Origin of the sequence: Mixta tenebrionis, assembly GCF_006517625.1 — a bacterium.
Classification (GTDB): domain Bacteria; phylum Pseudomonadota; class Gammaproteobacteria; order Enterobacterales; family Enterobacteriaceae; genus Mixta; species Mixta tenebrionis.
Genome location: NZ_VHQI01000006.1, coordinates 199,137 through 211,681 on the forward strand (window position 1 = coordinate 199,137; position 12,545 = coordinate 211,681).

The window sequence follows — 12,545 nt, forward strand, 5'->3', positions numbered from 1 at the left end:
ATATTCACGGTATAAAGTTGAGCTTGTGGATAACTTCGCTATCTAACGAAGTAGCACAGATTGCTTTGAGATTTCATGGCGGGTTCCTGTATTTTGGGGAATCGCGCAGAAGGAAATCGTGCGGCAATAATGATAACTATGAGAGGGTTTGAATGACCAAAGAAATGCACACTTTAGCTATTGCTCCTCTTGGTAATCTGGAGTCCTACATCCGGGCTGCCAACGCCTGGCCGATGCTGACGGCGGAAGAGGAAAAAGCGCTGGCTGAACGGCTGCATTACCAGGGCGATCTGGATGCGGCTAAAACGCTGATCCTGTCTCACCTCCGCTTTGTTGTTCATATCGCTCGTAATTATGCGGGCTACGGCCTGCCGCAGGCGGATTTAATTCAGGAAGGGAACATCGGCCTGATGAAGGCGGTGCGCCGCTTTAACCCGGAAGTAGGGGTGCGTCTGGTTTCTTTCGCCGTGCACTGGATTAAAGCAGAAATCCACGAGTACGTGTTGCGCAACTGGCGCATCGTAAAAGTTGCTACTACTAAAGCGCAGCGCAAGCTGTTCTTTAACCTGCGTAAAACCAAGCAGCGTCTGGGCTGGTTTAACCAGGATGAAGTGGAAATGGTAGCGCGCGAGCTGGGCGTCAGCAGTAAAGACGTGCGTGAGATGGAATCGCGTATGGCCGCGCAGGATATGACCTTTGACCTGACCTCGGATGACGAAGCAGGCGAAGGCAAAAGCATGGCGCCGGTGCTTTATCTGCAGGATAAAACCTCTGACTTTGCCGACGGCATTGAAGAGGATAACTGGGAAAGCCATGCGGCTGATAAACTCAGCGATGCCTTGCAGGGGCTGGATGAGCGCAGCCAGCATATTATTCGCGCCCGCTGGCTGGACGACGAGAACAAAACCACGCTGCAGGAGCTGGCGGATAAATATGGCGTTTCCGCTGAGCGCGTGCGCCAGCTGGAAAAGAACGCTATGAAAAAATTACGCCTGGCGATAGAAGCATAACGCGCCAGCGTAAAAACGGGCGGCCAACGAGCCGCCCTTTTTGTTGCGCGCTGCGCCGCTCGCCAGCCGCCGTTGCCGGAAGGCGACTTTCCTGAGCGCCTTTCCCTATTCTCTGCTGTAAACCCAGCCGTCCGCCTGGGTGCGAAAGCCGCACGCCTGCATAAAGGCGGCGATAATTCGCTGATCGGCGCGACCGTCATCGGCGATCCACAGCTGCGTCAGCGACGGGTTTTGCGCGATCGTCTCTTGCAGCAGATAGCTTCCAACGCCGCGACGGCGCGTTACCTCCCGGACTTCCAGCCTCTCCAGCTTTCCCTGCGTACCGCGAATAGTCAGCTCGACGGCCGCCAGCAGGCGATCGTTAAAGCGTGCGGCGTAGAGCCGGTGGTTCTCGTTCAGCGTGCTTTCCAGAGCGCGGCCATCTACTCCCGGCCAGATTTTGCCAAGATCGATGCGGTCCTGTTCGCTGAGCTGTTGCAGCCTGATGATAGTCAGTTTCATGAGATAACCCGTAGCCGGTAAAAGAGATATTGTAGCGAAGCTGCGGCAAAAGGAACCTGTAAGCCGTTATGTACGAAAACAAAGCGATCTGTTTTTTGCCAGCCGCATATTCTGCGTAAACACTTATAACAGCGCCGCTTGCCAGCATAACGCGCTGGCACAGAGGGGGAAACGCCACCGTAATCACCAGAGGATTGTCCTGTCAGTACCGTTAGTTTTTGCCTTTCTCAGTTGATTTACAGAAGAAAACTCCTGTTTAATGGTCTGAAAAATAAAGCGTTATTGACAAAATAACGGGTGAATGAGCCTAACTCCTTCACTGCAAACGAATTTTGTTCAATAGCCAGCGAAAATAAACACAACAAACACAACAGATGGGGAAGTCGAATGAAGATCAGTCAAGGGCGCGTAATGCTGGCGGGATGTGTGGCTTTGGCAATGAGCCATGCGGCGCTGGCGCAGGATATTAAAGTGGCGATTGTCGGCGCGATGTCTGGCCCGGTCGCGCAGTATGGCGATATGCAGTTCACCGGCGCGACGCAGGCGATAGCCGATATCAACGCCAAAGGCGGCGTCAACGGCAATAAGCTGGTGGCGGTAAAATATGATGACGCCTGCGATCCTAAACAGGCAGTGGCGGTGGCTAACAAGGTGGTGAACGAGGGGATCCGCTACGTAATTGGCCACCTCTGCTCTTCTTCCACCCAGCCAGCATCTGATATTTACGAAGATGAAGGCATTCTGATGATCACGCCTGCCGCTACCGCGCCCGATCTGACTTCGCGCGGCTATCAGCTGATTATGCGTACCACCGGGCTTGATTCCGATCAGGGGCCAACCGCGGCCAAATATATTCTTGAGGTGATTAAACCGCAGCGCATCGCTATCGTGCATGATAAACAGCAGTATGGCGAAGGGCTGGCGCGTTCGGTGCAGGCGAGCCTGAAAAAAGCTGACGCGCCGGTCGCCCTGTTTGAAGGCGTTACCGCAGGCGATAAAGATTTCTCTACCCTGGTGGCGCGCCTGAAAAAGGAGAATATCGACTTTGTTTACTTCGGCGGCTACTACCCGGAAATGGGGCAGATTGTGCGTCAGGCCCGCGCGGCCGGCCTGAAGACCCAGTTTATGGGGCCGGAAGGCGTAGGCAATGCCTCGCTCTCGAATATTGCGGGCGCCGCTTCTGAAGGCATGCTGGTTACCCTGCCGAAACGCTATGACCAGGTTGCCGCCAACCAGCCGATTGTCGAGGCGATCAAAGCGAAAAAACTGGATGCTACCGGGCCGTTCGTCTGGACCACCTATGCGGCGCTGCAGTCGCTGGCTACCGGCATGGAACGCAGTAAGAGCGAAGAGCCGGCGGACATCGCGAAAAATCTCAGGGAAGGCCAGCCGGTGCCGACGGTAATGGGCAACCTGAGCTGGGATCAAAAGGGCGATCTGAAAGGCTTTGAGTTCGGCGTGTTTACCTGGCATGCCGACGGCACTTCAACCGCGGTGAAATAACTTACGCTACCGATCGTTCATTATGCGGCAGGTAGGGGTCAGATTGCGCTGGCCCCAGGCCGCTCTGCATTTGCTTAAAGACGGACGTTTTTTCGCTGTGGGCTATGCCGCTCAGCTTTGTTGGGGTGTATGTTATGTCCGAGCAGTTTCTCTATTTTCTACAGCAGTTGCTTAATGGCGTGACCTTAGGCAGCACCTATGCGCTGATCGCCATCGGCTACACCATGGTGTACGGCATTATCGGCATGATTAACTTCGCCCACGGCGAAGTGTATATGATCGGCAGCTATGTCTCTTTTATCGTTATCGCCGCGTTGATGATGGTCGGCGTCGATACCGGCTGGCTGCTGATCGGCGCAGGTTTTCTCGCCGCGATCGTTATCGCCAGCGCCTATGGCTGGAGCATCGAACGCGTCGCCTATAAGCCGGTGCGCTCATCCAAGCGCCTGATTGCACTAATCTCCGCCATCGGCATGTCGATCTTCCTGCAAAACTACGTCAGCCTGACGCAAGGCTCGCGCGATCTGGCGCTGCCGGGACTGGTCAGCGGGCGGCTAACGCTGGGAGAAAGCAACGGCTTCGCCGCCACCATCAGCACTATGCAGGTAGTGATCTGGCTGGTGACGTTCTGCGCCATGCTGGCGCTGACGCTGTTTATCCGCTACTCGCGTATGGGGCGCGCCTGCCGCGCCTGCGCCGAAGATCTGAAAATGGCCAGCCTGCTCGGCATCAATACCGATCGCGTTATCTCGCTGACCTTTGTGATCGGCGCGGTGATGGCGGCGGTAGCGGGCGTGCTGCTGGGGCAGTTTTACGGCGTGATCAACCCCTATATCGGCTTTATGGCCGGAATGAAAGCCTTTACCGCGGCGGTGCTGGGCGGCATCGGCAGCATTCCCGGCGCCATGCTGGGCGGCCTGGTGCTGGGCATCGCCGAAGCGCTGACCTCCGCCTATCTCAGTACCGAATATAAAGATGTGGTCTCTTTTGCATTGCTGATTGTGGTGCTGCTGGTAATGCCTACCGGCATTCTCGGACGCCCGGAGGTAGAAAAAGTATGAAGCCCGCCGACCTGTTGAATGCCCTTATTTCGGCGCTGATGCTGCTGATTCTGGCCGCCTTCTTTATGGGGCTGCGGCTTACCCTCGACGGCACGCGGCTGGTGGTAGAAAACGCGGGCAGCGTGCGCTGGAACTGGATCGCCGTCGGCTGCGCGGTGGTATTTATTTTCCAGCTGCTGCGCCCGCTGTTCGCGCGCAGCCTGAAGCGCAGCGGCGGCAGCGGCCTGGTACTGCCGAGTTTCGACGGCAGCACGCGCAGGCAGAAACTGCTGGCGCTGCTGTTTATCGTCGCGGCGGTCATCTGGCCGTTTATCGTTTCGCGCGGCACGGTGGATATCGCTACCCTGACGCTGATATATGTGATGCTTGGCCTCGGACTGAACGTGGTGGTGGGGCTGTCCGGCCTGCTGGTATTAGGCTATGGCGGTTTCTATGCCATCGGCGCCTATACTTTTGCGCTGCTGAATCACTACTACGGCCTCGGTTTCTGGCAGTGTTTGCCGCTGGCGGGGCTGGTCGCCGCGCTGTTTGGCCTGCTGCTGGGATTTCCGGTATTGCGCCTGCGCGGCGACTATCTGGCGATTGTGACGCTCGGCTTCGGCGAGATCGTGCGTATTCTGCTGCTGAACAATACCGCCTTTACCGGCGGCCCGAACGGTATCAGCCAGATCCCAAAACCGACCTTTTTCGGTCTGGAGTTTAACCGCAGCCCGCGCGACGGCGGCTGGGACACCTTTCACCACTTTTTCGATCTGAAATACGATCCCAGCGACCGCATTATTTTCCTCTATCTGGTGGCGCTGCTGCTGGTAGTGCTGACGCTGTTTGTCATTAACCGGCTGTTGCGTATGCCGCTGGGGCGCGCCTGGGAAGCGCTGCGCGAAGATGAGATCGCCTGTCGTTCGCTGGGGCTTAGCCCAACGCGCATCAAGCTGACCGCCTTTACCATCAGCGCCGCCTTTGCCGGTTTCGCCGGCAGCCTGTTTGCCGCGCGCCAGGGCTTTATCAGCCCGGAATCCTTTACCTTCGCCGAATCGGCGTTTGTGCTGGCGATAGTGGTGCTGGGCGGGATGGGATCGCAGCTGGCAGTGATCCTGGCGGCGATACTGCTGGTAGTCTCCCGCGAGCTGATGCGCGATTTAAATGAGTACAGCATGCTGGTGCTGGGCGCGCTAATGGTGCTGATGATGATCTGGCGTCCGCAGGGACTGTTGCCGATGCAGCGTCCGCACCTGGAGCTGAAGCGTAACCAACAGGGAGAGCGGGCATGAACCAGCCTTTGCTGGCCGTAAACGGCCTGATGATGCGCTTCGGCGGCCTGCTGGCGGTAAATAACGTGGCGCTTGAGCTGCGCCAGCAGGAGATCGTTTCACTTATTGGCCCGAACGGCGCCGGAAAAACCACGGTTTTTAACTGCCTGACCGGTTTTTATAAGCCGACCGGCGGCGTCATTATGCTGCGCGATCGCCAGCTGGCCGGGCTGCCGGGCCAGCAGATCGCCCGCATGGGGATCGTGCGCACCTTTCAGCATGTGCGCCTGTTCCGTGAAATGACGGTGATTGAAAATCTGCTGGTGGCGCAGCATCAGCATCTGAAAAGCGGTCTTTTTTCCGGTCTGCTGAAAACCCCGGCTTTTCGCCGCAGCGAAAGCGAAGCGCTCGATTTTGCCGCCAGCTGGCTACAGCGCGTCGGGCTGTTGGAAATGGCGAATCGCCAGGCGGGCAACCTGGCCTATGGGCAGCAGCGACGGCTGGAGATCGCCCGCTGCATGGTGACGCGCCCGGAAATTCTGATGTTGGATGAGCCGGCGGCGGGCCTTAACCCGAAAGAGACGCACGAGCTGGATGCGTTGATCGCCGAGCTGCGTAGCGAACATAAGGTATCGGTATTGTTGATTGAGCATGATATGAAGCTGGTGATGGGCATTTCCGATCGGATCTACGTAGTGAATCAGGGAACGCCGCTGGCAAACGGCACGCCGGAAGAGATACGCAACAACCCGGATGTGATCCGCGCCTATTTAGGGGAGGCATAATATGGCGACGCCGATTTTAACGCTCAGCAACGTCAGCGCCCACTACGGCAAGATTCAGGCGCTGCATCAGGTCAGCCTGCATATCCAGCAGGGAGAGATTGTTACGCTGATTGGCGCCAACGGCGCCGGAAAAACCACGCTGCTCGGCACGCTGTGCGGCGAACCGCGCGCCTCGGAAGGCGTCATCACCTTTGACGGTAAAGCGATTACCGACTGGCAAACGGCGCGCATTATGCGCGAGGCGATCGCCATCGTGCCGGAAGGGCGGCGAGTGTTTTCACGTATGACGGTAGAGGAGAATCTGGCGATGGGCGGCTTCTTCGCCAGCCGCCAGCAGTATCAGCAGCGTATCGAGCGCGTTTACCACCTCTTCCCGCGTCTGCTGGAGCGGCGAGTGCAGCGAGCCGGCACCATGTCCGGCGGCGAACAGCAGATGCTGGCTATCGGCCGCGCGCTGATGAGCCAGCCGCGCCTGCTGCTGCTGGACGAGCCGTCGCTCGGCCTGGCGCCGATTATCATTCAGCAAATTTTCGATACCATCGAGCAGCTGCGGCAGGAGGGGATGACCATCTTCCTGGTGGAGCAGAACGCCAATCAGGCGCTGAAGCTGGCCGATCGCGGCTACGTGCTGGAAAACGGGCGCGTGGTGCTGGAGGACAGCGGCGACGCGCTGTTGGCGAATGAGGCGGTGCGCAGCGCCTATCTGGGCGCATAACGTCGTCGGGCCGTCCGGCGCGCGCCGGGCGGCCGCTTTACCTTAGCCTGGCTGACAATCAGCGGCGGAGCGCCGCTTTAGCTTTCACGCGTCTGACAGCCGGCGGCGGAGCGTCAGCCGCGCTCCGTTGCGCGCCGCTTTACCCGCCTCTCCCTGCAACCTTGCTGTCATTTCGGCGTCATTGAACGGTTATCTTTCCGTCATTTTTCCGTGTCATGTTACTTCGCGAACGGCAAAAAACCGTGATTTCGTACAGACCTACAACGGCACAGGAAAATGCTATGTCCTCTCTTACGTTTCGTCATACCGCTCTCAGCGTGCTGCTGGGGCTGGCTCTGAGCAGCAACGCCCTGGCCGCGACGGACATTCCGTTCTGGCATTCAATGGAAGGCGAATTGGGTAAAGAAGTGGATTCGCTGGCAGAACGTTTTAACCAGGCTCATCCCGATTACAAGATCGTTCCGGTCTACAAAGGCAACTATGAGCAGAGCCTGGCGGCTGGCATCGCTGCGGTGCGTACCGGCAAGGCGCCGGCGATTTTACAGGTTTACGAAGTCGGCACCGCCACCATGATGGCCTCGCGCGCTATCAAGCCGGTCTATCAGGTGTTTAACGATGCGGGCATCAGCTTCGATGAAAGCCAGTTTGTGCCGACGGTAGCGGGTTACTACACCGAGGCAAAGAGCGGTCATCTGCTGTCGCAGCCGTTTAACAGCTCCACGCCGGTGCTTTACTACAACAAAGATGCGTTTAAAAAAGCGGGGCTCGATCCTGAACAGCCGCCAAAAACCTGGCAGCAGCTGGCGAAAGATACCGCAGCGCTGCGGCAGGCGGGCATTAAGTGCGGCTATGCCAGCGGCTGGCAGGGCTGGATTCAGATTGAAAACTTCAGCGCCTGGCACGGCCTGCCGGTAGCCACGGAAAACAACGGTTTCGGCGGCGCCAGCGCGCAGCTGATTTTTAATCAGCCGGCGCAGGTGCGTCATATCGCCATGCTGGAAGAGATGAACAAGAAAGGGGATTTCACCTATTTTGGCCGCAAGGATGAATCCACCGAAAAGTTCTATAACGGCGACTGCGCCATCACTACCGCCTCCTCCGGTTCGCTGGCGGATATTCGTCAACACGCCAAATTCAGCTACGGCGTAGGCATGATGCCTTACGACGAAAGCGTGCCTGGCGCACCGCAAAACGCCATTATCGGCGGCGCCAGCCTGTGGGTGATGCAGGGCAAAGACAGCAATAGCTATAAAGGCGTCGCGGAGTTCCTGCAATTTCTGACCCAGCCGGAAATCGCCGCCGAGTGGCATCAGAAAACCGGCTATCTGCCGGTGACGAAGGCCGCTTACGATTTAACCCGTCAGCAGGGCTACTATGAGCAGAACCCCGGCGCGGATATCGCCACCCGCCAGATGCTGAACAAGCCGCCGCTGCCGTTCACCAGGGGGCTGCGTCTTGGCAATATGCCGCAAATCCGCACCATCGTCGATGAAGAGCTGGAGAGCGTCTGGAGCGGCGCTAAAACGCCGCAGGCGGCGCTGGATAGCGCCGTACAGCGCGGCAACCTGCTGCTGCGTCGCTTTGAACAACAGGTGAAATAACCCTGAGCCGGGCGGCGCGAGCGGCCCGGCGTTTTGCCGTTTGCAAGCGCGTTTTACCTGTCGCCCTGCTATGGAAGGACCTCATGTCCAGCTCTCGTCCCGTTTTTCATTCGCGCTGGCTGCCCTGGGCGCTGGTGCTGCCTCAGCTGCTGATTACGCTGATCTTCTTTATCTGGCCCGCCGGAGAAGCGCTCTGGTATTCGCTGCAAAGCGTCGATCCCTTCGGCTTCTCCAGCACCTTTGTCGGCCTGGAAAATTTCCGCCGCCTGCTGGATGACAGCTATTATCTGGCCTCTTTCTGGACCACGCTGCTGTTCAGCGCGCTGGTTACCGGCTGCGGGCTGATTATTTCGCTGCTGTTCGCCGCGCTGACGGATTATGTGCTGCGCCTGCGCCGCTTCTACCAGACGCTGCTGCTGTTGCCCTATGCGGTAGCGCCGGCGATCGCGGCGGTGCTGTGGATGTTCCTGTTTAATCCCGGCATCGGATTGATTAGCCATTTTCTGCATGAGCAGGGCTATAACTGGAATCATGCGCAGAGCAGCGGCCAGGCGATGTTTCTGGTGGTTCTGGCCTCGGTCTGGCAGCAGATCAGCTATAACTTTCTGTTTTTCTTCGCCGCGCTGCAGTCGATTCCGCGTTCGCTGGTGGAGGCCGCCGCCATCGACGGCGCCGGGCCGGTACGGCGCTTCTTTCATCTGGCGCTGCCGCTGATCGCGCCGGTCAGTTTCTTTTTGCTGGTGGTCAATCTGGTCTACGCCTTTTTCGATACCTTTCCGGTGATTGACGCGGCGACCCAGGGCGGGCCGGTGCAGGCAACCACCACGCTGATTTATAAAATCTATCGCGAAGGCTTTGCCGGGCTGGATCTCTCCTCGTCCGCCGCGCAGTCGGTGGTGCTGATGTTTTTGGTGATCGTTTTAACGGTAATTCAGTTCCGCTACGTCGAGCGTAAGGTGCGTTATCAATGATTGAAAACCGACGCGGGCTGGATATTTTCAGCCATCTGATGCTGATTCTCGGCATTCTGACCATCCTGTTTCCGCTCTGGGTGGCGTTTGTCGCCGCCACGCTGGATAACCAGCAGATCTTCCAGGTGCCGATGACGCTGATCCCCGGCAATCAGCTGTGGCATAACCTGCGCGAAATCTGGCTGCATGGCGTCAGCAGCAACAGCGCGCCGATGAGCGTGCTGCTGTTCAACAGTACGCTGATGGCGCTGGGCATTACGTGCGGCAAAATCATCGTCTCGATCCTGTCTGCTTTTGCGCTGGTCTGGTTTCGCTTTCCGCTGCGTAACCTGGTGTTCTGGATGATCTTTATTACCCTGATGCTGCCGGTAGAGGTGCGTATCTTCCCAACGGTCGAGGTGGTGGCGAATCTCAGTCTGCTCGACAGCTACAGCGGCTTAACGCTGCCGCTGATGGCGTCGGCGACCGCCACCTTTCTTTTTCGTCAGTTTTTTCTTTCGCTGCCGGATGAGCTGATCGAGGCGGCGCGCATTGACGGCGCCGGACCGATGCGCTTCTTCCTCGATATCGTGCTGCCGCTGTCGCGCACCAACCTGGCGGCGCTGTTCGTGATCACCTTTATCTACGGCTGGAATCAGTATCTCTGGCCCATTTTGATCACCAGCGACGCGCAGATGGGCACGGCGGTGGCCGGGATTCGCAGCATGATCTCTTCCGGCGAAGGCACCACCCGGTGGAATCTGGTGATGGCGGCGATGCTGTTGACGCTGATCCCGCCGGTGGCGGTGGTAATGGTAATGCAGCGGGCATTTGTACGTGGTCTGGTTGAAAGCGAGAAATAGACAATGGCAGCAGTAACCCTTCAGGCCGTGACGAAATCCTGGGACGGCAAACAGCAAATTATTCAGCCGCTGGACGTGGCGATCCGCAACGGCGAATTTATGGTGATCGTTGGGCCGTCCGGCTGCGGCAAATCGACGCTGCTGCGGATGGTGGCCGGGCTGGAGCGCGTCACCAGCGGCGATATCTATATCGACAGGCAGCGCGTTACCGAACTGGAGCCGAAAGATCGCGGCATTGCGATGGTGTTTCAGAACTATGCGCTCTATCCGCACATGACGGTGGCGGAGAATATGGGCTACGGCCTGAAAATTCGCGGCATGGGGCGTGAGCAGGTCCGCCGGCGGGTGCTGGAGACGGCGCGCAGCCTGGAGCTGGAGGCGCTGCTGCAACGGCATCCGCGCGAGCTTTCCGGCGGCCAGCGGCAACGGGTGGCGATGGGGCGCGCTATCGTGCGCGAGCCGGCGCTGTTTCTGTTTGATGAGCCGTTATCCAACCTCGATGCGCGCCTGCGGGTGCAGATGCGCCTGGAACTGCAGCAGCTGCACCGACGCCTGCAAACCACCAGCCTTTATGTTACCCACGATCAGGTTGAGGCGATGACGCTGGCGCAGCGGGTGATGGTAATGAACAAAGGCGTCGTTGAGCAGATCGGCACGCCGGTTGAGGTTTACGAACGGCCCGCCACGCGCTTTGTCGCCAGCTTTATCGGCGCGCCTGCGATGAACCTGCTGGAGGGCGTTTTCAGCCATGACGGCACCTCCTTTACGCTGGAAAGCGGCCTGACGCTGCCGCTGGCGACGGCGAGAACGCGCTGGGCGAATCAGACGGCAACGCTGGGCATTCGCCCGGAACATATCAGCCTGAGCAGCCAGCAGGCGGGCGGCGTGCCGTTAACCGTTGAAACGCTGGAGCTGCTGGGCGCTGATAATCTGGCGCACGGGCGCTGGGGCGGAAGGTCAGTTGTGGTACGCTTGCCGCATATTGAGCGTCCCGCGCCGGGCAGCACGCTGTGGCTGCATCTGCCTGACGCGGCGCTGCACTTCTTCACCCATGATGGAGCTCGACTGGAATGAATACCCATCCCTGGCCCTATCCGCGTATTGTCGCGCATCGCGGCGGCGGCAAGCTGGCGCCGGAAAACACCCTCGCGGCCATTGATGTCGGCGCCCGCTATGGTCACGCCATGATTGAGTTCGACGTCAAGCTGTCGCGCGATGAGCAGCTGTTTCTGCTGCATGACGATACGCTCGATCGCACCAGCAACGGCTGGGGCATTGCGGGCGAACTGCCGTGGGAAAAGCTGGCGCAGCTGGATGCCGGCGGCTGGTTCAGCCGGGCGTTCACAGCGGAGCCGCTGCCATTGCTGACCCAGGTGGCGGCCCGCTGTCGTCAGCATCAGCTGATGGCTAATATTGAAATCAAACCGACCGACGGCTGTGAAGCCGCAACCGGAAGGGCGGCGGCGCTGGCGGCGCGGGAGCTGTGGCGCGGCGAAACGCCGCCGCTGCTCTCTTCATTTTCCTTTGTCGCGCTGGAAGCGGCGATGCAGGCGGCGCCGGAGCTGCCGCGCGGCCTGCTGCTGGATGAGTGGCACGATGACTGGCTGAGTATGGCGCAGCAGCTGGATTGCGTTTCGCTGCACCTTAATCATCGCCTGCTGGATGCGGCGCGCACCGCCGCTATCAAACAGGCGGGGCTGCGCATTCTGGTATATACCGTCAATCAGCCCGCCCGCGCCCGCTTGCTGCTGGAATGGGGCGTGGATGCGATCTGCACCGATCGCATCGATATTATCGGTCCCGACTTTTGACTCTCAGCGGCCGTTCTGCTGATTAACCGGCGGATAGCGCGTCGCGTCGCCGGGCTGTGACTGCAGTACGCGCTGCTGCGTACTGTTGCGCTGTTCCTGCAGACGGCGCTGGGTTTGCTGCGTCTGCCATTGCTGATCCTGACGCAGCCGGTTTTGCTGCTGGATCTGATTTGACTGCATCTGGTTTTGCAGCCGCTGCTGGCTGGGGTTATAGCCAGGCTGGTTTGGATTATTGTTGTTGTTGCTATTCAGCGTATCCGCCATGCCGCTCAGCGGCAGCAGCGCGATAAACACCCACAGTAATTTTTTCACTTTACTCCTCCTTCCGGGGCGGCGAAGCCAGAACGGCGGCGTTGCCCGTTAGCCTGTTTAAGTTTAACTCACCCTGCGCCATCGACCGGTTAATTCCGCTTAGCCTGCGCGATATCTCATTTTTTTGGCTTAGTTTGTGCATGTTTATGGTGGGCAAACATAATGTAAAAAACCATAACAGGG

Annotated in this window: 13 protein-coding genes; 11 read left to right on the forward strand and 2 right to left on the reverse strand. The window is 58.6% G+C overall.

Features of this window, described 5'->3' with window-relative positions; genetic code table 11:
• Positions 1 to 152 precede the first annotated feature (152 nt).
• The gene (gene rpoH, locus FKM52_RS11765) at positions 153 to 1,010 is read left to right on the forward strand and encodes an RNA polymerase sigma factor RpoH (protein ID WP_141176369.1); all 858 of its coding nucleotides are present in this window, start codon (positions 153 to 155) and stop codon (positions 1,008 to 1,010) included.
• 105 nt (positions 1,011 to 1,115) lie between these two features.
• Here rpoH and panM read toward each other — a convergent pair whose 3' ends face one another.
• Positions 1,116 to 1,511 (reverse strand): aspartate 1-decarboxylase autocleavage activator PanM, encoded by a 396-nt coding sequence (panM, locus tag FKM52_RS11770; protein WP_141176370.1) that lies wholly within the window; start codon positions 1,509 to 1,511, stop codon positions 1,116 to 1,118.
• A 387-nt stretch (positions 1,512 to 1,898) separates the two neighbouring features.
• Between panM and FKM52_RS11775 the strand changes: the two genes are divergently transcribed.
• The 10 genes from FKM52_RS11775 (at position 1,899) to ugpQ (ending at position 12,050) form a co-directional block, all read left to right on the forward strand.
• A complete protein-coding gene (locus tag FKM52_RS11775) occupies positions 1,899 to 3,014 on the forward strand; it encodes a branched-chain amino acid ABC transporter substrate-binding protein (RefSeq protein ID WP_141176371.1) in 1,116 nt (371 codons plus the stop codon).
• Between the two features lie 134 nt (positions 3,015 to 3,148).
• On the forward strand, positions 3,149 to 4,075 hold the full coding sequence (gene livH, locus FKM52_RS11780; protein ID WP_141176372.1) for a high-affinity branched-chain amino acid ABC transporter permease LivH: 927 nt from the start codon (positions 3,149 to 3,151) through the stop codon (positions 4,073 to 4,075).
• A complete protein-coding gene (locus FKM52_RS11785) occupies positions 4,072 to 5,346 on the forward strand; it encodes a high-affinity branched-chain amino acid ABC transporter permease LivM (protein ID WP_141176373.1) in 1,275 nt (424 codons plus the stop codon). Before livH ends, FKM52_RS11785 begins: the two co-directional genes overlap by 4 nt.
• Positions 5,343 to 6,110: a high-affinity branched-chain amino acid ABC transporter ATP-binding protein LivG gene (gene livG / locus FKM52_RS11790; protein ID WP_141176374.1), complete on the forward strand. Its 768-nt coding sequence runs from the start codon at positions 5,343 to 5,345 to the stop codon at positions 6,108 to 6,110. The genes FKM52_RS11785 and livG overlap by 4 nt, the downstream gene beginning before the upstream one ends.
• A gap of 1 nt (position 6,111) precedes the next feature.
• On the forward strand, positions 6,112 to 6,825 hold the full coding sequence (gene livF, locus FKM52_RS11795) for a high-affinity branched-chain amino acid ABC transporter ATP-binding protein LivF (RefSeq protein WP_141176375.1): 714 nt from the start codon (positions 6,112 to 6,114) through the stop codon (positions 6,823 to 6,825).
• Between the two features lie 281 nt (positions 6,826 to 7,106).
• Positions 7,107 to 8,426 carry a sn-glycerol-3-phosphate ABC transporter substrate-binding protein UgpB gene (gene ugpB / locus FKM52_RS11800; RefSeq protein WP_141176376.1) on the forward strand — a complete coding sequence of 440 codons (1,320 nt, stop codon included), beginning with the start codon at positions 7,107 to 7,109 and terminating at the stop codon, positions 8,424 to 8,426.
• An 83-nt stretch (positions 8,427 to 8,509) separates the two neighbouring features.
• Positions 8,510 to 9,397, forward strand: coding sequence for a sn-glycerol-3-phosphate ABC transporter permease UgpA (gene ugpA, locus FKM52_RS11805; protein WP_141176377.1), 888 nt, complete (start codon positions 8,510 to 8,512; stop codon positions 9,395 to 9,397).
• Positions 9,394 to 10,239, forward strand: coding sequence for a sn-glycerol-3-phosphate ABC transporter permease UgpE (ugpE, locus tag FKM52_RS11810; RefSeq protein WP_141176378.1), 846 nt, complete (start codon positions 9,394 to 9,396; stop codon positions 10,237 to 10,239). Before ugpA ends, ugpE begins: the two co-directional genes overlap by 4 nt.
• A 3-nt stretch (positions 10,240 to 10,242) precedes the next feature.
• Positions 10,243 to 11,313 carry a sn-glycerol-3-phosphate import ATP-binding protein UgpC gene (locus tag FKM52_RS11815; protein ID WP_141176379.1) on the forward strand — a complete coding sequence of 357 codons (1,071 nt, stop codon included), beginning with the start codon at positions 10,243 to 10,245 and terminating at the stop codon, positions 11,311 to 11,313.
• Positions 11,310 to 12,050 (forward strand): glycerophosphodiester phosphodiesterase, encoded by a 741-nt coding sequence (gene ugpQ / locus FKM52_RS11820; RefSeq protein ID WP_141176380.1) that lies wholly within the window; start codon positions 11,310 to 11,312, stop codon positions 12,048 to 12,050. The genes FKM52_RS11815 and ugpQ overlap by 4 nt, the downstream gene beginning before the upstream one ends.
• A 3-nt stretch (positions 12,051 to 12,053) precedes the next feature.
• On the opposite strand, the gene FKM52_RS11825 is transcribed toward ugpQ, so the two are convergent.
• On the reverse strand, positions 12,054 to 12,362 hold the full coding sequence (locus FKM52_RS11825; RefSeq protein ID WP_141176381.1) for a DUF2756 domain-containing protein: 309 nt from the start codon (positions 12,360 to 12,362) through the stop codon (positions 12,054 to 12,056).
• Positions 12,363 to 12,545: the final 183 nt, after the last annotated feature.

Coding starts and splice junctions, on each gene's coding strand:
- livF (WP_141176375.1), top strand. CDS start 6,112: ATGGCGACGCCGATTTTAACGCTCAGCAACGTCAGCGCCCACTACGGC.
- livH (WP_141176372.1), top strand. CDS start 3,149: ATGTCCGAGCAGTTTCTCTATTTTCTACAGCAGTTGCTTAATGGCGTG.
- FKM52_RS11775 (WP_141176371.1), top strand. CDS start 1,899: ATGAAGATCAGTCAAGGGCGCGTAATGCTGGCGGGATGTGTGGCTTTG.
- rpoH (WP_141176369.1), top strand. CDS start 153: ATGACCAAAGAAATGCACACTTTAGCTATTGCTCCTCTTGGTAATCTG.
- ugpE (WP_141176378.1), top strand. CDS start 9,394: ATGATTGAAAACCGACGCGGGCTGGATATTTTCAGCCATCTGATGCTG.
- ugpA (WP_141176377.1), top strand. CDS start 8,510: ATGTCCAGCTCTCGTCCCGTTTTTCATTCGCGCTGGCTGCCCTGGGCG.
- FKM52_RS11815 (WP_141176379.1), top strand. CDS start 10,243: ATGGCAGCAGTAACCCTTCAGGCCGTGACGAAATCCTGGGACGGCAAA.
- ugpQ (WP_141176380.1), top strand. CDS start 11,310: ATGAATACCCATCCCTGGCCCTATCCGCGTATTGTCGCGCATCGCGGC.
- panM (WP_141176370.1), bottom strand. CDS start 1,511: ATGAAACTGACTATCATCAGGCTGCAACAGCTCAGCGAACAGGACCGC.
- livG (WP_141176374.1), top strand. CDS start 5,343: ATGAACCAGCCTTTGCTGGCCGTAAACGGCCTGATGATGCGCTTCGGC.
- FKM52_RS11785 (WP_141176373.1), top strand. CDS start 4,072: ATGAAGCCCGCCGACCTGTTGAATGCCCTTATTTCGGCGCTGATGCTG.
- ugpB (WP_141176376.1), top strand. CDS start 7,107: ATGTCCTCTCTTACGTTTCGTCATACCGCTCTCAGCGTGCTGCTGGGG.